The sequence below is a fragment of the Ochrobactrum sp. PL_is501 genome (assembly GCF_055816895.1).
In genome coordinates this window covers 389,473-409,666 of the sequence record NZ_JBVPGR010000040.1, presented here as the reverse complement: position 1 = coordinate 409,666, position 20,194 = coordinate 389,473, and the positions used below count along the sequence as shown (strand labels likewise).

At 58.2% G+C, this 20,194-nt stretch carries 15 protein-coding genes; 13 read left to right on the top strand and 2 right to left on the bottom strand.

Features of this window, described 5'->3' with window-relative positions; genetic code table 11:
* The first annotated feature begins 34 nt into the window (after positions 1 to 34).
* The 10 genes from AC0TOF_RS21455 to purU all read left to right on the top strand — a co-directional run bounded on the left by AC0TOF_RS21455 (position 35) and on the right by purU (position 13,086).
* Complete coding sequence (locus AC0TOF_RS21455) at positions 35 to 2,347, top strand: FdhF/YdeP family oxidoreductase (RefSeq protein ID WP_473769725.1); 2,313 nt, start codon at positions 35 to 37, stop codon at positions 2,345 to 2,347.
* Positions 2,344 to 2,643, top strand: a complete 300-nt coding sequence (locus AC0TOF_RS21450; RefSeq protein ID WP_122001364.1) for a hypothetical protein — start codon at positions 2,344 to 2,346, stop codon at positions 2,641 to 2,643. Before AC0TOF_RS21455 ends, AC0TOF_RS21450 begins: the two co-directional genes overlap by 4 nt.
* Positions 2,644 to 2,968: 325 nt before the next feature.
* Positions 2,969 to 4,036 carry an efflux RND transporter periplasmic adaptor subunit gene (locus AC0TOF_RS21445; protein WP_473769848.1) on the top strand — a complete coding sequence of 356 codons (1,068 nt, stop codon included), beginning with the start codon at positions 2,969 to 2,971 and terminating at the stop codon, positions 4,034 to 4,036.
* On the top strand, positions 4,033 to 5,142 hold the full coding sequence (locus AC0TOF_RS21440; protein WP_473769724.1) for an efflux RND transporter periplasmic adaptor subunit: 1,110 nt from the start codon (positions 4,033 to 4,035) through the stop codon (positions 5,140 to 5,142). The genes AC0TOF_RS21445 and AC0TOF_RS21440 overlap by 4 nt, the downstream gene beginning before the upstream one ends.
* On the top strand, positions 5,139 to 8,234 hold the full coding sequence (locus tag AC0TOF_RS21435) for an efflux RND transporter permease subunit (RefSeq protein WP_473769723.1): 3,096 nt from the start codon (positions 5,139 to 5,141) through the stop codon (positions 8,232 to 8,234). Before AC0TOF_RS21440 ends, AC0TOF_RS21435 begins: the two co-directional genes overlap by 4 nt.
* Before the next feature lie 81 nt (positions 8,235 to 8,315).
* Positions 8,316 to 9,083, top strand: a complete 768-nt coding sequence (locus AC0TOF_RS21430) for a GntR family transcriptional regulator (protein ID WP_122001512.1) — start codon at positions 8,316 to 8,318, stop codon at positions 9,081 to 9,083.
* A 2-nt stretch (positions 9,084 to 9,085) separates the two neighbouring features.
* Complete coding sequence (locus AC0TOF_RS21425) at positions 9,086 to 10,117, top strand: SIS domain-containing protein (protein WP_473769722.1); 1,032 nt, start codon at positions 9,086 to 9,088, stop codon at positions 10,115 to 10,117.
* A complete protein-coding gene (gene nagA, locus AC0TOF_RS21420; RefSeq protein ID WP_473769721.1) occupies positions 10,114 to 11,280 on the top strand; it encodes an N-acetylglucosamine-6-phosphate deacetylase in 1,167 nt (388 codons plus the stop codon). Before AC0TOF_RS21425 ends, nagA begins: the two co-directional genes overlap by 4 nt.
* Before the next feature lie 5 nt (positions 11,281 to 11,285).
* On the top strand, positions 11,286 to 12,014 hold the full coding sequence (locus AC0TOF_RS21415) for an SIS domain-containing protein (RefSeq protein ID WP_473769720.1): 729 nt from the start codon (positions 11,286 to 11,288) through the stop codon (positions 12,012 to 12,014).
* 187 nt (positions 12,015 to 12,201) lie between these two features.
* Complete coding sequence (gene purU / locus AC0TOF_RS21410) at positions 12,202 to 13,086, top strand: formyltetrahydrofolate deformylase (RefSeq protein WP_473769719.1); 885 nt, start codon at positions 12,202 to 12,204, stop codon at positions 13,084 to 13,086.
* Between the two features lie 212 nt (positions 13,087 to 13,298).
* On the opposite strand, the gene amaB is transcribed toward purU, so the two are convergent.
* On the bottom strand, positions 13,299 to 14,831 hold the full coding sequence (amaB, locus tag AC0TOF_RS21405; RefSeq protein WP_122001357.1) for an L-piperidine-6-carboxylate dehydrogenase: 1,533 nt from the start codon (positions 14,829 to 14,831) through the stop codon (positions 13,299 to 13,301).
* Positions 14,832 to 14,904: 73 nt separating this feature from the next.
* A complete protein-coding gene (hglS, locus tag AC0TOF_RS21400; RefSeq protein WP_473769718.1) occupies positions 14,905 to 16,305 on the bottom strand; it encodes a 2-oxoadipate dioxygenase/decarboxylase HglS in 1,401 nt (466 codons plus the stop codon).
* Positions 16,306 to 16,452: 147 nt separating this feature from the next.
* Between hglS and AC0TOF_RS21395 the strand changes: the two genes are divergently transcribed.
* From AC0TOF_RS21395 to AC0TOF_RS21385, 3 genes are all read left to right on the top strand, one after another.
* Positions 16,453 to 17,385, top strand: coding sequence for a LysR family transcriptional regulator (locus AC0TOF_RS21395; RefSeq protein WP_122001356.1), 933 nt, complete (start codon positions 16,453 to 16,455; stop codon positions 17,383 to 17,385).
* Between the two features lie 199 nt (positions 17,386 to 17,584).
* Positions 17,585 to 18,868, top strand: a complete 1,284-nt coding sequence (locus AC0TOF_RS21390) for an NAD(P)/FAD-dependent oxidoreductase (protein ID WP_473769847.1) — start codon at positions 17,585 to 17,587, stop codon at positions 18,866 to 18,868.
* Positions 18,869 to 19,212: 344 nt separating this feature from the next.
* Positions 19,213 to 20,193 (top strand): ABC transporter substrate-binding protein, encoded by a 981-nt coding sequence (locus AC0TOF_RS21385; protein ID WP_473769717.1) that lies wholly within the window; start codon positions 19,213 to 19,215, stop codon positions 20,191 to 20,193.
* Position 20,194: the final 1 nt, after the last annotated feature.

The following is a 20,194-nucleotide window of genomic DNA, read 5'->3' as shown; positions in this document are numbered from 1 at the left end:
AAGGCGGTCTTGCAACTGGGTCAGAGGGTAACGGATGAGCAAAGCCATCAAAACCGGTTTCATCGGCAAGCGATCTGCCGCAGCAGGCGGATGGGGCGCGTTGAAAAGCTGCGGCAAGCAATTGCTCGCAAGCGGCGCTCCTCTCTCCGGCGCGCGCACGCTTCTCAAGGCCAACCAGCCCGACGGGTTTGATTGTCCCGGTTGCGCCTGGGGTGATCCGGAACATGGTTCTTCCTTCGAATTTTGCGAGAATGGTGTGAAGGCGGTCGCCTGGGAGGCGACTGACCGGCGCACGACGCCTGCTTTTTTCCGCGAGCATACGGTTTCGAAGCTGCGCAACTGGACGGATTACGATCTGGAAAACACCGGTCGTCTGACCCATCCCATGCGGTACAATGCTTCGACTGATCAGTATGAAGCCATCGAATGGGACGAGGCTTTCAGAACTATAGGCGGTATTCTGAAGAGTTTCGACAGTCCAAACCGGGTTGAATTCTATACTTCAGGTCGCGCTTCGAACGAGGCCGCATTTCTCTACCAGTTGTTTGTGCGTGCCTATGGGACCAATAACTTCCCCGATTGTTCCAATATGTGCCACGAGGCAAGCGGTGTCGCACTGAAACAGTCGGTCGGTGTCGGCAAGGGGACCGTGCTGCTGGAAGATTTCGAAATGGCCGATGCCATTTTCGTCGTCGGTCAGAATCCGGGCACCAACCACCCGCGCATGCTGGGCGATTTGCGCCGTGCAGCCGAGCGCGGCGCACGGATCGTCGTTTTCAATCCGATCCGCGAGCGCGGGCTGGAAAGATTTGCCGATCCGCAGAACAAGCTTGAAATGCTGCATGGCGGCAGTGAAGCCATAGCAAGCGACTATTTCCAGCCGCGTCTTGGCGGCGATCTTGCCGCCTTCCGCGGCATGGCCAAGGCGGTTTTTGCGGCGGATGACGCGGCAATCGCCGCTGGCAAGCCATCGATCCTCGACCGGGATTTTCTCCAAACACATACGGCGGAGCTGGCGGCTTATCGCGCCGCAGTCGATGCGACCTCATGGGAAGAAATCGAGGATCAGTCCGGTCTGCCTCGGCAGTCATTGGAACGCGCGGCGCAGATATATATGCAATCGGAGCGGGTCATCTGCACCTGGGCGATGGGGATCACCCAGCACCGCCATTCGGTCATTACGATCCGCGAAATCACAAACTTCATGCTGCTACGCGGCAATATCGGCAGGCCGGGTGCCGGGCTTTGTCCGGTTCGCGGCCATTCCAACGTGCAGGGTGATCGCACCGTCGGGATCAATGAACGGCCTCCCGTTGCATTTCTTGATGCGCTGGAAAAGGAGTTTGGCTTCGAAGTTCCACGAGAGCCGGGGCACAATGTTCTGGGTGCCATCGGCGCCATGCTCGACGGGTCGGCCCAGGCATTCATCGGTCTCGGGGGCAATTTCGCGCGGGCTACCCCCGACAGCCCGCTTATCGCGAAAGCGCTTTCAAGCCAGCGCCTGACGGTTCATATCGCGACCAAGCTCAACCATTCGCATCTGGTGCCCGGACAGGATTCTTTCATTCTGCCGTGCCTGGGGCGCACTGAAATTGACCTCAATTCCAAGGGCGTTGCGCAGATCGTGACGGTTGAGGATTCCATGAGCATGGTGCATGGTTCGGGCGGCATTAATGCGCCGGCGTCCCCGCATCTGCGCTCGGAAGTGGCGATCATTGCAGGCATGGCGCAGGCGACGCTTGGACCGCAGCCGGTCAATTGGCTGGAACTTGCCGACGATTATGATCTCATTCGCGACCGCATTGCTCGCGTATTGCCGGACTTCTACGATTTCAACAAGCGCGTACGGGTTCCTCGCGGTTTCCATTTGCGTAACTCTGCCCGTGAACTGGAATGGAATACGACAGAGGGCAAGGCGACGTTCTGGACTGGCGCTTTGCCGGAAGCGGTCGAGCATCAGCAGGCACGCGGCAAGCCGGGGCGTTATGTGCTGCAGACCTTCCGCAGTCATGATCAGTACAATACGACCATTTATGGCATGGATGATCGCTATCGCGGGGTCTATGGCGAACGGCAGGTCGTCTTCATGAATGCGGCTGACATGGCCGATCTTGGCGTTGAAGCGGGCGACCGGGCCGATATTGTCGGCGAGTTCGACGATGGTGTGGAGCGGATCGCCCGGGATTTTCGTTTTGTGCCTTATGACATTCCGCGCGGTTGTATCGCGGGCTATTACCCGGAAATGAATGTGCTGGTGCCGCTCGCCAGTTCCGGTGATGAAAGCTATACGCCGACCTCCAAATCGGTGATTGTTTCGTTCCGCCCCGTGAAATCGGTTGCCGCATGATGGATGAAGGTGAGGCGGAATATATGGCGTTGGTCGATGCTCTCCTCACCGCGTCCAGCAGTCTTTCGGGGCTTGGCGCGGGAATTATCGCAGCACTGGCGCTGGATATCGCGTCAGACAGCCGAACCTTCGCGCGGCTGCTTGGCGTCGCTCACGCGCTGGTTCTTCGGGAGATTTCACTGCTCGGTCAGGATCAGGGTTATGTGCGGATCAGGCAGCGCGATTCACGCACGCAACGCACGCGTTATGAATTGAATGCAGCAGGTTTAAGATTTGTCGAGGAGGCCAAGGGTTAGAAGGTCGAATATAATAGTTCGTATTCTTGGAGTTTTCCGCAAAATTCAGCATTTATTACACTTCTTCTTAGCAATGCGTCGGTAAACAGGCCAATAGCGCCAACTATTTCAATAAGCGTTTCCGAAAAGATTTTGACCCCATGATAGCTATGATTTCACTTCTTTTACGAAGTCGTTTTTCTCTGTGCGGCTTTAATCGCATCTCAATAGAACGTAACCAGTGAGAATCGTGTAGATGCCAGTAAAATCACTCATTTACGGATTGCGAAATGGATGGAAGCGCGCTGCGAGCCAGCCCGCTGCTGTCCATGTCAGAAGGCACGGCATATTATTCATTTGTCTGGGGCTATTGGCGCCTGGCGCCGGATCTCCGGCTCTGGCGGGTTCGCTTGTCCCGGTAGCGGCGGTGAAAGCGGTCGCGAGCGACTATCAGCCGAAACTGACTTTATCCGGTGCGATAGCGGCGCGATCGCTTGTCAATGTATCGTTCCGTTTGAACGGTCAGGTTGTGCAGCGTCTGGTCGAGATAGGCCAGCACGTGAAAAAAGGCCAGCCGCTGGCCAGCATCGACGATGTCGAACAGCAGGCCAATCTGCGCGTCGCGCAGGCCTCCATGGATGCTGCACACGCGCAGCTCGTGCAGGCGCAAGCGAATTTTGCACGACAGAAGGCATTGCTGGCGCAAGGCTTCACGACACGCAGCACCTATGATCAGGCCAACCAGAACCTGCAAACGGCGCAGAGCGCCCTTGCCAGCGCCGAAAGCCAGTTGAACGATGCTCGCGATCAGCTGTCCTATACTGAATTGCAGGCACCTGTTTCCGGCGTGATTACAGCGCGCAATGTCGAGGCAGGTCAGGTCGTGCAGGCCGCGCAGACGGCATTCTCGATTGCCGAGGACGGCCCACGCGATGCGGTCTTCGACGTTCAGGAGACGCTGGTCAATCACGCCAAGATCGGCATGGGCGTAACGATTGCATTGCTTTCCGACGCTTCGATCAGCGCGGAAGGCAAGATTCGCGAGATTTCGCCGGTGGTCGATGCGCAGACAGGAACCGTACGGGTGAAGGTCGCGATAGCGCAAACGCCGCCCCAGATGGCTCTCGGCGCCACTGTGACAGGCACGGTTCATATGGACAGCGTGAAAATTGTCGTTTTGCCATGGAGCGCGATTACCTCGGATGCGGGGCGGACCGCGGTCTGGAGGCTATCGAAGGATTCCAGAGTGGCAACGCTGGTTCCGATCAGCGTCCTCGCTTACGAGAAAGGCCGGGTCCTCGTTGAGGGCGGACTACAGGAAGGCGAGCTGATCGTCACGAAAGGCGCGCAGATGTTGCGTTCAGGCGAAGAGGCCGAGGTTATCGAGGAACAGGAAGGGCTCGTTGCACAATGAAGACGGCAATCCAGTTTCCCGCGATCCGGTCGATAGGATATGTCGCGGCGTTCGGCGCGGCAGTTCTGCTCACTGCCTGCGGCAAGGAAGAAGACAAGCAAGCGAACGCGGACGCGGTGCGCCCGGTTCTTTACATGGTGGTCGAGCCCAAGCCCGTCACGCAGACTGGCTTTGCCGGCACGATCGAGCCGCGCTACTCCACCGATCTGGCGTTCCGGGTGCTCGGACGCATCATCAACCGGCCTGTCCAGGTGGGCGATCTTGTGAAGAAGGACGAGATGGTTGCAATGCTCGATCCTTCGAATCTCGACCTTGCCGTTCAGTCGGCAAGGGCGGATCTGGCAAGCGCCGAAGCACAGTTTGCCAATGCCTCGGCAAGCGAGGAGCGCCAGCGCATCCTGCTGAAAGGCAATAATGTGTCTCAGGCCGATTATGATGCGGCGAGGCAGGCGCGGGACAGCGCTCAGGCGGGGCTTGAAAAAGCCCAGGCGGGACTGAAGAAGGCGCAGGATCAGCGCAGCTATGCTGTGCTGCGCCCGGATTATGATGGAGTCATTTCCACAACGAATGCCGAAGTGGGGCAGGTGGTGGCGGCCGGACAGACCGTAATGACGGTGGCACGCCCGGATATTCGCGAAGCAGTCGTCGATATTCCCGACCGCATGACGCAGTATTTTGAGCAGGGCACGCCCTTCAATGTGCAGCTTCAGGCTGACTCAACCGTAACAGGGCAGGGTACAGTGCGTGAAGTCGCTCCGCAGGCGGATGCGCAGACGCGCACCCGCCGCGTGCGCATCGCTCTGGACAATCCGCCTGACGGCTTTCGTCTCGGCGCGACCATCCGTGCCGCCATGGCGGCTCCTGAGCAAAACCTTGTGACGATGCCGATCCAATCCTTGCGCGAGGAAAACGGCAAGACCGGCATCTGGGTCATCGACCCGCACAAGCAGACGGTTTCCCTTCACGATGTGCAGGTTATCGAACGGCGCGGCGGCAGTTTTGTCGCCGGAGGTGTCGATATCGGCAGTTATGTTGCGATTGCCGGGGTGAATGAGTTGAAGGAGGGACAGAAAGTCCGCCTGGACGCGAAAGGAACGGGCCTGTGAAAAAAGGATTCAATCTGTCTGACTGGGCTCTGAATCATCGGTCCCTGGTCTGGTACTTCATGCTCGTCTTTCTTGTCGCGGGCTTCATTTCCTATATCGATCTCGGACGGGAGGAAGACCCGGAATTCACCATCAAGACAATGGTTGTGCAGGCCAATTGGCCGGGTGCGTCTGTTGAGGAAACGCTGAATCAGGTTACCGATCGGCTGGAAAAGAAGCTCGAGGAACTCGATACGCTCGACTATACGCGCAGCATAACCACGGCAGGCAAGTCGATCGTGTTCGTATTCCTGAAAGATACGACGCGGGCCGAACAGGTCAAAAAGTCGTGGACGGAAGTGCGCCACTTCCTGAACGATATCCAGACTACGCTGCCGCAAGGCGTTCTTGGACCGTATTTCAACGACCAGTTTGGTGACGTTTACGGTAACGTCTATGCCTTCACGTCGGATGGTTTTTCCATGCGGCAGTTGCGGGACTACGCCGAGAGTACGCGAACGAAAATCCTGACACTGCCCAATGCGGGCAAGGTTGAATTGATCGGCGCGCAGGACGAAGCCATTTATCTGGAGTTCTCCACGCGCCAGGTCGCGGCGCTCGGGCTGGATCAGCAGGCAATCCTGCAAGCCTTGCAGGATCAGAACGCAATCACGCCTTCCGGTGTCGTGGAAGCCGGACCGGAGCGCATCAGCGTGCGCGTCAGCGGGCAATTCACCTCGGAAGCCGATCTGCGGGCGGTAAACCTGCGCGTGAATGACCGTTTCTTCCGCCTTTCGGATGTGGCAACGATCACACGTGGCTATATAGACCCGCCGACATCCATTTTCCGCGTGAAGGGACAGGATGCAATCGGCCTCGGCATAGGCATGAAGCCAAACGGCAACCTGCTCGAGTTCGGCGCGGCACTCGACAAGATGATGAGCCAGGTGACGGCGGAACTTCCGCTCGGTATCAAGGTTTTCAAGGTTGCCGACCAGCCTGAAGTCGTCAAGGATGCGGTTTCTGGTTTCACGGAAGCGCTGTTCGAGGCTGTCATCATTGTGCTGGCCGTGAGCTTTGTCAGTCTGGGCGTGCGGGCTGGTTTTGTTGTCTCGCTGTCGATACCGCTGGTGTTGGCCATCACCTTCCTGATCATGTCGTTGATGGATATTTCCTTGCAGCGCGTGTCATTGGGCGCGCTCATCATCGCGCTCGGTCTTCTGGTCGATGATGCGATGATTGCTGTTGAAATGATGGTGGCACGGCTGGAGGCAGGCGATCCCATCCACAAGGCGGCGACTTACGTTTATACGAGCACTGCCTTTCCCATGTTGACGGGTACGCTCGTGACCATTGCTGGCTTCATCCCGATCGGATTGAACAGCAGTCAGGCCGGCGAGTACACCTACACACTGTTCGTGGTGATTGCGGTTTCCCTGATCGTGTCATGGATCGTGGCGGTTCTGTTCGCGCCATTGCTGGGTGTTACTTTCCTGCCCAAGAAGATGAAGGCGCATGAAGAAAAGCGCAGCCGGTTCTTCACGATCTTCTCGCAGGTTCTGCTCGCATCTATGCGGCACAAATGGATCACGATCGCTACGACAATCGCGCTCTTCCTCGTGTCCGTTTTTGGCATGGGCTTTATCGAACGACAGTTCTTCCCGGAATCTGATCGTCCCGAACTGGTGCTCGACTGGACGCTGCCGCAAAACAGTTCCATCACCGACACCAAGGCCCAGATGGAGAAATTCGAGGCGACAATGCTCGAAGGCAATCCGGATATCGATCATTGGAGTACCTATATCGGGCAGGGTGCCATCCGCTTCATTCTCTCCTTCGACGTGCAGCCCGCAAATCCGTATTTCGGGCAGATGGTCGTCGTTGCGAAGGATCTGCAAGCGCGAGACAGGCTCAAGCAGAAGTTCAATGAGGTGCTCCGCAAGGATTACGTCGGGACCGATGTCTATGTGAAATATCTGGAGCTTGGACCGCCTGTCGGCCGTCCGATCCAGTACCGTATCTCGGGGCCGGACATTCAGACGCTGCGCGGTGTTGCGCAGGATTTCGCCGGCATATTGAGTGCGGACAAGCGACTTGGAGTCGTCAACTATAATTGGAACGAGCCGGGCCGTGTCATTCGCGTCGATGTGATGCAGGACAAGGCGAGAAAACTCGGTATTTCCTCCAAGGACATTGCAACCACCCTCAATGGCATTGTTGGCGGGATCACGATTACGCAGGTGCGGGATTCGATCTATCTGATCAATGTCATTGCGCGGGCGCAGAAACAGGAACGCGACTCGATCGACACGCTGCAAAGCTTGCAGATCGCAACCGGCAACGGGACGTCGGTGCCATTGGCGGCGATAGCCAATTTCCGGTATGAGCTGGAACAGCCGGTCATCTATCGCCGTTCGCGTATTCCGACGATTACCGTGGCTGTGGGCATCATCGACAAGACGATGCCGGACACAATCGTCAAGGATTTGACGCCAGCCATCAAAACCTTCGCCGATAAGCTACCGGCAGGATATTCCATCCAGACGGCAGGTACGGTGGAGGAAAGCGGCAAGAGCCAGGGGCCGATTGCTGCGGTGGTTCCGCTGATGCTGTTCGTCATGGCGACCGTCCTGATGGTTCAGCTCCAGAGCTTCCAACGCCTGTTCCTTGTGGTGGCCGTGGCCCCGCTGGGCTTGATCGGCGTTGTGGCGGCCTTGCTGCCAAGCGGCAAACCACTCGGTTTCGTGGCGATCCTCGGCGTGCTGGCGCTGGTTGGCATTCTCATCCGCAACTCGGTCATCTTGATCGTGCAGGTTGAGGAACATATCGCGGAGGGCATGCACCCATGGGATGCGGTGACGCAGGCCAGCCAGCACCGAATGCGCCCCATCGCGCTGACGGCGGCAGCGGCAAGCCTGGCGCTCATCCCCATCGCGCGCGAAGTATTCTGGGGCCCGATGGCCTATGCCATGATGGGGGGTATCATTGCGGGTACGGCAATCACGCTCCTCTTCCTGCCAGCGCTTTATGTCGCCTGGTTCCGGATCAAGGAGCCGGAGCACAACGAGGATGCGCCGCCAGCCGAGGCGCATGCAGCTCCGCAATCGCACTGACGAAAAGCCCGGTTCCGACCGGGCTTTTTTCATGAGATTGTCACTTGCTATTGGTTCTATATAGGTTCTATTATGTCAGTCATGAATAGAACCACATTGATCACGGCCATTGAAGAGCGCGGTTTGCACGATCCGCAGCTGACAGGGCCGCTTTACCGGAACCTTGCGCGGATTCTCGGTGAACTGATCGAGGAAGGACAGCTTGCGCCCGCTGTGGGACTCCCGCCGGAGCGCGATCTGGCAGAGCAGCTTGGCGTCGGCCGTATCACCGTTCGCAATGCCTATAAGGAATTGCTGACCCAGGGTGTGGTGGAAGCGCGGCGCGGCAGCGGCACCTTCGTCGCGGAGCGACCGGCACGCATCAGCCAGCATTTGTGGCGCCTGACCTCGTTTTCAGAGGACATGCTGTCACGCGGCAAGGAGCCGGGTGCCCGTGTCGTCACCAATAAAATCGATAGGCCATCGCCAGACGAAGCCTTCCGGCTGGGGATTGGTGTCGATACGACTGTGGTGCGGCTGGATCGTCTGCGTCTTGCCGATGGTGTGCCGATGGCTTTTGAGCGCGCGGTGGTTCCTCGCCATTTTCTGGATCAGGATCGCGTCGATGAAACCTCGCTTTATGGCGCTTTGGCACGGCGCGGCCACAAGCCGGTTCGCGCCTTGCAGCGCCTGACAGCCGTTACACTCGATCCCGGCATAGCCCGCCTCCTTGGCGTGCATCGCGGAGCGCCTGCACTTTTGATCGAGCGCGTCTCGCATCTCGAAGACGACCGGATCGTCGAATATACCCGTTCGCATTATCGCGCCGATGCCTATGACTTCGTCGCGGAACTGAAAATTGGAGAATGACCATGAACAGCCCTTCCTCCCTGATGCTGCAGGAAACCGAACAATCGCCAGCCGTTGTCGCCGGTCTGCTTGAAAAGGAGGCAGGCACATTCGCGGAAATCGCGCGCATTTTCCAGAAAAGCGAACCTGCCGTCATCACTACCGCCGCGCGCGGCTCGTCCGACCATGCGGCAACATTCTTCAAATATCTGATGGAAATTACGATGGGTATTCCGGTGGCTTCCATCGGACCTTCGGTGGCGTCTGTCTATGGCTCCAAGCTGAAGCTCAAGAACGGCCTGCATTTCACCGTTTCGCAATCGGGTGCCAGCCCCGATATTGTTGCGGCGCAGGAAGCCGCCAAAAAAGGTGGTGCAACGACAATCGCCGTCGTGAACGTCGTCGATAGCCCGCTTGGTAACGCTGCCGACGTCGTGTTGGCGCTCCATGCCGGTGAAGAAAAAAGCGTTGCTGCGACCAAATCGTTTATTGCCGCAGTCGCAGCCCTGTCGGGCGTGGTCGCGTCGGCCAGCGGTGACACAAACCTGCAGGCTGGGCTGCAACGCCTGCCGGAAGCGCTTGCTGCAACACAGCCCGATGGCCGCGAAGCGGTTGAAAACCTTCTGTTCAATGCGCGTTCGCTTTATACCGGCGGCCGGGGCACGGCCTTTGCGATTGCACTCGAAGCTGCTCTGAAAGCAAAGGAAACCGCGAATATCCACGCCGAAGCCTTCTCTCTGGCCGAACTGATGCACGGCCCGATGCGGCTGGTGGAAGAGGGGTTCCCGATTGTTTCCTTCCTGCCGCAAGACGAAGCCTTCGACACCAACATGCAGGCCCTGAAGCGGCTGCATTCATTCGGGGCGAGTATCGTGTCGCTGTCCGATGCGCAGACGCCGGGCTACCGCCTGCCGTCGGCAAGCACAGGCAATGCCCATCTCGATCCTCTGGTTTCCCTCATCAACTACTACCGCGTTATCGAAGCGGTCACGCGCCGCAAGGGGTTTGATCCCGACAAGCCGCGCAATCTCAACAAGGTTACGGTGACGGTATGACGAAAAAATCAGCAATAACCGGGGCGCGCATCTTCGACGGCGAGCGCTTTCACGACCAGAGCGCGCTGGTGTTCAGCGATGGCCGGATCGAAGCCGTTGTGCCGGAAGCCTCGCTGGGCGAGGCACATGATGTTGAGCGTCTGAATGGCGGCGTTCTTGCGCCCGGATTCATCGATGCGCAGGTCAATGGCGGCGGCGGGCGCATGCTCAACGACGAGCCGACGCCTGAAACCATGTTCACGATTGCCAAGGGGCATCGCAAATATGGAACGACGAGCCTTCTGCCGACCCTCATCACCGATACGATGCCGGTGCGCGACCGCGCCATCGAAGCGGCGATTGAAGCAGTCAAGGCCGACAAGGGCGTTGCCGGCCTGCATCTTGAGGGGCCGCATCTGGCCCCGGCGCGGAAGGGAGCGCATCTGGCGGAGCTGATGCGCCCCGTCAATGATGCCGATATTGCGCTCTATAGCCATACGGCCAAGCAGGTAGGCACCTTGCTGGTTACGCTCGCAGCCGAGCAGGTTACGCCGGATCAGGTGCGGCGGTTGAGCGATGCGGGGGTGATCGTCAGCATCGGCCACAGCGACACCACCGCCGAGGAAGCGTTCAAGCGCTTCGATGCGGGTGCGCGCAGCGTCACCCATCTTTTCAATGCCATGAGCCAGATCGGCCACCGAGCGCCGGGGCTTGCGGGCGCGGCGCTTGATCATCCCGACATCTGGTGCGGTATCGTTGCCGATGGTCACCATGTCGATCCGATGGCGCTGCGGCTTGCGCTCAGGGCAAAGCGCGGCGACGCGCATCTGTTTTTCGTAACGGATGCGATGGCCCTGGTCGGCTCGGACTCTGAAAGCTTCGAGATCAACGGGCGTGCCGTTCGTCGCGTGCCGGGCGGCATCTGCTCCAAGCTCGTGCTGGCGGATGGCACCATTGCCGGTTCCGATCTCGACATGGCGTCGGCTATCCGTTTTGGCGTGGCCGAACTGGAGTTGACGCTGGCCGAGGCACTGCGCATGGCCAGCCACTACCCCGCACGCTATCTGCGTCTCGATGATCGCGGTACGTTCCGCCCCGGCATGCGAATGGATGCGGTCCATCTTGACGACGGGTTGTTTGCGAAAGCCACGTGGCTTTCGGGTGAAAAGCAGATCGCGGGGTAAAGCCGATGACGGAAATCACCGATCGTTATTTCAATGATCTGATCGCCCGGCTCTCTGGTCTGCGGGATCGTCTTGCCGATCCGATGGCCAAGGCCGCGGAACTCATCACCACTGCGGCCAAGTCGGATCACCGGGTTTATGTGTTCGGCACCGGCCATTCGCATATGATGGCGGAAGAGCTGCATTATCGTGCAGGCGGACTGGCGATCACTGTGCCTATTCTTTGCGGGGCTATCATGCTGCAGGATGGTGCAGTGGCAAGCTCGCATTTCGAGCGGATCGAAGGGGCTGTGCTGCCAATTCTCGAGCGCTATGGCATTCGCGAGGGCGACGTGCTGATCGTCGTGTCGAATTCCGGCGTCAATGCCGCTCCCATTGAGGCAGCACGCTTTGCGCGTGAGAGGGGAGCTGCCGTTATTGCGGTCACCTCCGTCGCCTATTCCAACGCCATCGCCAAGGGGCGCACGCAATTGCTTTCTCTGGCCGATGTCGTTCTGGACAATAACGCGCCAGCGGGCGATGCGGTGCTGGAAGTGGAAGGCAGCGCGCTGAAGGTCGGCCCGGTTTCAACCGCGCTTGGTGTGACCATTCTCAACGCCATTTTTGCAGATGTGGCGGCAAGGCTGGTAGGGGAGGGCGATGCGCCGATTTATCTCAGCGCCAACATGCCGGGTTCCGGCGATGTGAACCGTTCGCTGGTCGCCCGTTATCGTAACCGCAACCCGCATCTTTGAAGCTGGCCCGCATTCCGGAACTCGGGATGCGGCCCGGAACAAAATCGGACAATCTTTCTTCCAAAGTCGCTTGATAGCGCAATCCCGTCAGTGCATTACGCATTCTGGCATGGCCGAGGCCGCTTCGTGGATTAGGTTCGCGGTGTGGTCGCCCTGGCTTGCGCCTTCGAAAATTTGAGGAAGTCCGATGCATAATTTTGTCCTGACCGTCACCTGCAAGTCCACGCGCGGTATCGTTGCCGCGATTTCGGGTTATCTTGCCGGCAAGGGTTGCAACATCATCGATAGCGCCCAGTTCGACGATCTGGACACCGGTCGCTTCTTCATGCGCGTCAGCTTTATTTCCGAAGAAGGCGTAGCGCTTGACGTGCTGCGTGACGGCTTTGCACCGGTGGCAGCTCCGTTTGAAATGAATTTCGAATTCCATGATAACGCCCACCGCACCAAGACATTGCTGATGGTCTCACGTTTCGGCCATTGCCTGAACGATCTTCTGTATCGCTGGAAGATCGGCGCGCTGCCGATCGATATTGTCGGTGTGGTCTCGAACCATTTCGATTATCAGAAGGTTGTCGTCAATCACGACATTCCTTTCCACCACATCGCCGTCACCAAGGCCAACAAGCCGGAGGCCGAGCAGCGCCTCATGGATATAGTGGAAGATACTGGCACGGAATTGGTGGTTCTTGCGCGTTACATGCAGGTTCTGTCCGACCAGCTTTGCCAGAAGATGTCGGGCAGGATCATCAATATCCACCACTCGTTCCTGCCGTCCTTCAAGGGGGCAAACCCGTATAAACAGGCTTATGAGCGTGGCGTTAAGCTGATTGGCGCGACAGCGCATTATGTGACCGCAGACCTCGATGAAGGTCCGATCATCGAGCAGGACGTGGCGCGCATCACGCACGCACAGAGCGCGGCTGATTACGTGTCGATTGGCCGTGATGTGGAAGCGCAGGTTCTGGCGCGTGCAGTCCACGCGCATATCCATCACCGCTCATTCCTCAACGGCAATCGCACCGTCGTATTCCCTGCTAGCCCAGGGTCGTTCGCCTCCGAACGCATGGGGTGATTGACCGGTCGATATTTACGCACTGACGGTCTGCAAATGGCGCTTCTCTGCGCTTCCGGTGCTCATGTACCTTAAAGTACACTCCGCTCCGGTTCTCGAGAAAGCGTCATTTTCGCTGCGTCACTGCAAAAATCTCAACCGGTCAATACGTTGCGACTCTTAAAAAAACCCCGCCGAAGCGGGGTTTTCTCTATGATCTATAATGAGACCGATCAGTCGATGTCGAAGGAAACGCCCTGTGCGAGCGGCAGAGCCTTCGAGTAGTTGATGGTGTTGGTTGCGCGGCGCATATAGGCCTTCCACGCATCCGAACCCGATTCACGACCGCCGCCGGTTTCCTTTTCGCCACCGAATGCGCCGCCGATTTCAGCACCAGACGTGCCGATATTGACGTTTGCAATGCCGCAATCCGAACCCTCAACGGAAAGGAAGCGTTCTGCTTCCTGCAGGTTGAGCGTGAAGATCGAGGACGACAGGCCTGCGCCAACCGCATTGTGCTGAGCCAGAACATCATCAAAGTCGGAATACTTCATGACGTAGAGGATCGGGGCGAAGGTTTCTTCGAGAACCGGGCCTTCCTGCTTCGGCATTTCGACGATAGCCGGACGCACGTAGTAAGCGTTTTCATGGCCAGCATCGACCCGTTCGCCGCCCTGTACCTTGCCGCCGTGTGCAGCTGCTTCCTTGAGCGCCTTCTGCATGTTGTCGAAGGCAACCTTGTCGATCAGCGGACCGACCAGAGCGCTGGTTTCGAGCGGCGAACCAACGGTGACGCTGGCATATGCCTTCTGGAGACGCGGGACGAGAGCGTCGTAAACGCTTTCATGGACGAAGAGACGACGCAGCGTGGTGCAACGCTGGCCAGCGGTGCCCATTGCGCCGAAAGCGATTGCGCGCAGCGCCATGTCGAGATCGGCCGACGGGCAGACGATGCCAGCATTGTTGCCGCCGAGTTCAAGGATTGCGCGAGCAAAACGCTTGGCAAGGCGCGGGCCGACTTCGCGGCCCATGCGGGTCGAACCGGTTGCCGAAACGACAGGAACCTTCGGGCTGTCGACGAGGACTTCACCGATTTCACGATCACCGAGCAGAAGCAGCGAGATGCCTTCCGGTGCTTCGCCGAAGCGCTTCAGCGCGCGCTTGAAGATCGCATCGCAGGCAAGAGCGGTCAGAAGGGTCTTTTCAGACGGCTTCCAGACAACGGAGTTGCCGCAGACGATTGCAAGGGCGGCGTTCCACGACCACACGGCTACGGGGAAGTTGAAGGCCGAGATAACGCCGACAACACCGAGCGGATGCCAGGTTTCCATCATGCGATGGCCAGCGCGTTCGGTGGCGATGGTGAGACCGTAGAGCTGGCGCGACAGACCGACTGCGAAATCGCAGATGTCGATCATTTCCTGCACTTCGCCCAGACCTTCAGACGGAATCTTACCGGCTTCGAGCGAAACAAGGCGGCCAAGGTCTTCCTTGGAAGCGCGCAGTTCTTCGCCGAGAAGACGGATCAGTTCGCCGCGCTTCGGTGCCGGAACAGTGCGCCATGCGCGGAACGCTTCGTCAGCCTTGTCGATGATCTTGACTGCGTCGTCCTTGCTGTGGGTCTTGACCGCAGCAATCTGTTCGCCTGAAACGGGGCTGAAACCGGCAAGGTCGCCGCCCGTATAGGCGGAAGCATCGACACCAAGCTTGGAAAGCAGTTCTGCTGCTTCCTTCTTCACGTCGATTTTTCTAACAGCGGTGTTCATGGCTTTCCTCTCTGTCTGAGTTGTTTGCGCATAATCCAGTCCGAAAAGTCTGCAACTCTTCGGGGTTATGCGTTTATTCTGCCGCTTCGAGGCCCTTCAAGCCTGCCTGTACGGCTTCGATGGATTCGCGTTCGATGCGGGCATAGTGCTCGAATTCATTGAGCACTTTCGCGCCCAGATCATCCTCGAAACGCTTCTGGTTGGGGCTTTCGACAAATTCCTGTGTTTCATCGTCACCCAGATTGGACTGGAATATACCGGCAGCGCTGACCGGCAGGAAGTCCTCATAGATGATCGGGTCGAACTGGACGGCGCCAGCTTCAATCAGAACCTCGATATCGGTACCCGGCTTGAAAGCTTCAAGCTTTGCAGAATCCTTGACCGAATAGGCGAAGTAGCCAAGGCCCTGTTCGCGAATGCCTGCCCACGTGTCGGGGAAAGCGGCGAACGTGTCGCCCAGCGCCTTTACATACTCAGCCGCATTGGAGCCATCGGGAGCAGGGCGGGCAATTGCGCGAGTGTCGTTGAGAAGCTTGTCGTAAAGCGCACGACCCTTCGGCGTCAGCGCCACGCCGCGCTGCTCGATCTCGCCGAAACGGGCGGTATGCGAGCCGGGTGTCCATTCGCCATTGCTGCCGATGAAGGAGACTTCCTCTTCCAGCGCCTTGAACGAGGTCTGGCGCAGAAGGATCGGGCAGTTGCGGGTCGGCGGGCCTTCCACGACGGCCTTCGGGTTAATACCGCGTTCCGGCATCTGGGCCTGCACGGCGTCGATGTCGAGCGTGCGCGGCGTCAGGTGGTTGATGTGCGGCCCCTTGAACGACACGACATCGGCGATCAGGCGGTGTGCGTCATGCAGGCGATGATAAAGTTCGGCGCTGACATTGGCGCGGTCGTGCCAGCGGAAGGTTTCCAGCACTTCAGCGACGAAGGTTTTGGCGTCGTCATCGTTGAGGCCGCCTTCGGCTTCGGCCTTCTCCACCAAAGCGACGGCTCCGGCGGTGAAGATATTGCGCTTCGACAGAACTTCTTCCGATTCTGCGCGCAGCTTTTCATCGGCAATGAGGTCGAGACGCAGCAGCGAGGTGAAGACACGGAACGGATTGTGTTTCAAGGCGGCGTCATCGACCGGGCGGAAGGCGGTGGAGTGGACCGGCACGCCAGCGGCGCTCAGATCGTAATAGCCGACCGGGAACATGCCCATGACCGCGAAGACGCGGCGCATCATGGAAAGCTCGGCGGCGGTGCCGAGGCGGATCGCCCCATGGCGTTCTTCCGAAATGCGCTCGAGCGAATCCGTTTCGGTCAGGCGTTCATGCAAGTGGCTGTCATCCGCCAGCACCTTGGCATTCACATCGGCGACGAGTTCCATCAATGTGCCATAGGCGGGCACTTCTTCCTTGTACATGGCCGACATTGCTGCCGAGAAAGCGGAGCGAATGGCATCCGGCGAAACGAATTTCTGGTCTTTCATTGCGAAAATTTCCGTCGAATGGGGCATCTTGGGGCGATGCATGTCGTGCTTGGGAGGAACATGCATGGATTATGATGAAAATGTATCATATAGACCGTTTTGCGGTTATGCTTGCGACGAAAGCAACTATGTTAATGCGAGAATGGAATGAAGCTGAGCAGGAGATTGATCCCGGACATCGCCACGTTGCAGGCCTTCGAATGCGCTGCCCGCCACGGAAGTTTCACGCAGGCCGCACATGAACTCAATCTCACCCAGAGCGCGGTGAGCCGCCAGATCAAGGATCTTGAAAGCCAGCTTGGCGTTCTGCTGTTCGAGCGTATTCGTCAGCGAATCCTTTTGTCCGATGCCGGCCGGAAATTCCTGCCGGAAGTGCGGCGCCTTTTGAACCAGACCGAGGACACGATGCTGAGGGCCATGGCCTCGGCGCAGTCAACCTCGTCATTCAGCATTGCCACCCTGCCAACTTTCGGCACCCGATGGCTGATGCCCCGCATTCCCGACTTCGTTGAAAAACACCCCGGAATTGCGCTCAATGTCGCGTCCCGTTCCGGCGTCTTCGACTTCGAGGAACAGCCTTTTGACCTGGCGATCCATTATGGACAGCCGGTCTGGGCACATGCCACCTGCTCGTTCCTGTGCAGCGAAGTGATCGTTCCAGTCGCCAGCCCGAGCCTGTTGAAGGCCCGTCACCCGTCCGCGCCGGAAGAGCTTGAAAGCGAGCCCCTGCTGCATCTTGCGACGCGGCCCAAAATGTGGGCGCAATGGTTTGAAAGCTGCGGGGTCGAAGGCCAGTCGGCTTATCGCGGGCACAGGTTCGACCAGTTTTCGATGGTTATCGGCGCGGCGTTGGCAGGTATGGGGTTTGCGCTTCTGCCGCTGTACCTGATTGAGCAGGAATTGCGGAGTGGCGAATTGGTGCTGCTTTTCGAAAAGCCGATGCGCACGGAAAATGAATATTATCTCGTGGTGCCGGAAGGGAAACTGGAAAATCCGCTGACACAAGTGTTCTGTCAATGGATTGCCGGGCAGGTTGGAAATACCGATTATTCACCGCTGGTTCATTCCAAACCGGAATGAATTGTTGCGCAAATAACGCTGTCCAACCGGCTTTCGCAGCGTGAAATAGAAACAGCCAGGCAGTGTGCCTGTATTCCACGTGGGCGGTCGATCGCTAAAAGACCGGGAACCGCTCTAACTATTTGTTTTTACGCATTTCCGAACGCAAAGCCGCTTCACACTTTTGCTGGAAATGCTCGGTTTGAAATGGTTGCTCTCGATGCTGAACGATCCGCGCTCTCATGGTCTTTGGGAAAAGACCGCTCCTGCCGCTCCCAAGACGACTGCGCTGCAAGGGGACCTGACTGCGGATGTGGTGATTGTGGGCGGCGGCTTCACCGGTCTCTCGACGGCATTGCATCTGGCCGAAAAAGGCACCCGAGCCATCGTTCTCGAAGGGGTCGAGATCGGCTATGGCGGTTCGGGCCGCAATGTCGGTCTGGTGAACGCTGGCATGTGGGTCATGCCGGATGATCTGCCCGGCGTGCTTGGCCAGAAATATGGTGATCGCCTGCTCGACGTTCTGGGCAATGCGCCGAAGCTCGTCTTCGAGATCATCGAAAAACACAAGATCGCCTGCGAAGTTGAGAAGCAGGGCACGCTCCATTGTGCCGTTGGCAAAAAGGGCCTGGAAGAACTCGAAGACCGTTATGAACAGTGGGCGCGTCGCGGCGCCAACGTGAAGCTGCTGGATGCGAAGGAAACCGAGGCCAAGGTTGGCACGACAGCCTATGCGGGTTCGCTTCTCGATCTGCGCGCCGGTACCATCCAGCCGCTTGCCTATGTGCGCGGGCTTGCCCATGCCGCCATTGCCGCTGGCGCAACCGTATTTACGGGTACCCCGGTGATAGGTGCCGAGGAAAAGAACGGCAAGTGGGTCGTGAAGACCGCAAAGGGGTCTGTAACGGCCAATTGGGTGGTTGTGGCAACGAATGCCTATACCAATGCGCCATGGCCGGAAGTGCGCGCCGAACTGGTGCACCTGCCTTATTTCAACATGGCTACAAAGCCGCTCTCCGACAATCTGAAGAAGAGCATCCTGCCGGAAAGGCAGGGTGTCTGGGACACGAAGGAAGTCCTCTCGTCCTTCCGTTTCGATCAGCAGGGCCGCCTTGTTTTCGGAAGCGTCGGTGCGCTGCGCAATACGGGTGCCGCGGTGCACAAGGCTTGGGCGAAAAAAGCGCTCAGGCGGATATTCCCGCAGATTGGCGAAGTCGAGTTCGAAACCGAATGGTACGGCAAGATCGGCATGACCAATGACAGCCTGCCGAAATTCCATCGCCTTGCCCGCAATGTGGTTGGCTTCTCCGGCTACAATGGTCGCGGCATTGCGCCCGGAACGGTTTTCGGCAAGCATCTTGCGAAACTTGTATCGGGCGAGATAACTGAGGCCGATCTGCCGCTGCCGGTGAGCGATCCGAAGGAACAGAATTTCCGCAGCGTGCGCGAAGCCTATTACGAGGCGGGCGCGCAGATCGCCCATGTGGCCGGGATGGTTGTCTGATGTGTTGATCTTTTTACCGGGAATGCGTGTGCGGCTGTCATAAAACCGCAGTGCAATTCCTCTATTGCGATGCGCATCTTCTCCATGCAGGAGGGATGCGGATTGCTGATGGCCATGAACATTCAATGCCTTAAAAGCCTTCCGATGGACGTGATTCCGCCGGAAGGCTTTCTGCTTTCCGTGTTTCAGAGCGCAGGATGTTTGACAGGTGCACCATGAATGGAAATGATCGTGCCTCTCGCCATGACACCATCTGTGCGCTATCAGTTCGCACGCGGCAGGACTGTGCCGGCATAGCCGGTCATGCTGGCGAGCATTACACCGAAATCCGAGGAGCAAACCCCATGAACAAGATGCTGAAGCGGGCCGTCGCCGTACCTGCGCTTCTTGCTCTTTCCATCGCCGTAGCGCAGGCCGATACGCTGACGCTCTATACCTCGCAGCCGGAAGCGGACGCGACCCGGACGGTCGAAGCTTTCCGCAAGGCCAATCCGGAAACGGAAGTGCAGATTTTCCGTTCCGGCACGAGCGAACTCCTCACCAAGCTTGCCGCCGAATTCTCCGCTGGCGCACCGCAGCCCGACGTTCTCCTCATCGCCGACGCGGTAACGATGGAAGGTCTCAAGAAGGACAAGCGCCTGCTCGCCTATCCGGAAGCCAAGATCGATGGCTTTGCTGCTGATGCCTATGACGCCGACAAGACCTATTTCGGCTCCAAGCTGATTACCACCGGCATCGCCTACAATACCGGTGCCGCGCAGAAGCCTGAACATTGGGCCGATCTCGCCAAGGCCGACTACAAGGGGCAGGTGGTTATGCCGAACCCGCTTTATTCAGGTGCTGCCGCCTATCTCTTGAGCGGCTTTGCGCTCAACAAGGATCTGGGTTGGGATTACTTCAAGAACCTCAAGGCCAATGAACTGGCAAGCGTTAAGGGCAATGGCGCTGTGCTGAAGTCTGTCGCCAGCGGCGAAAAGCCATACGGCATTCTCGTTGACTTCATGGCGCTCAACGCAAAGGCCAAGGGCTCGCCGATCGAGTTTGTCTTCCCCTCTGAAGGCGTGCCTGCGGTGACTGAACCGGTTGCGATCATGGCGACTGCCAAGAACGTCGATGGCGCCAAGAAGTTCGTTGACTTCATCCTGTCGGATGACGGCCAGAAGCTGGCGCTTGAGCAGGGGTATCTGCCTGCCAAGGAAGGTGTCGGTCGCCCGGCATGGCTGCCGGAAGGCACCAAGATCAACATCATGTCTATCGAAACCCAGAAGGTTCTTGATCAGACTGATGCCGACAAGAAGCAGTTCTCCGAGCTGTTTGGCGGATAAG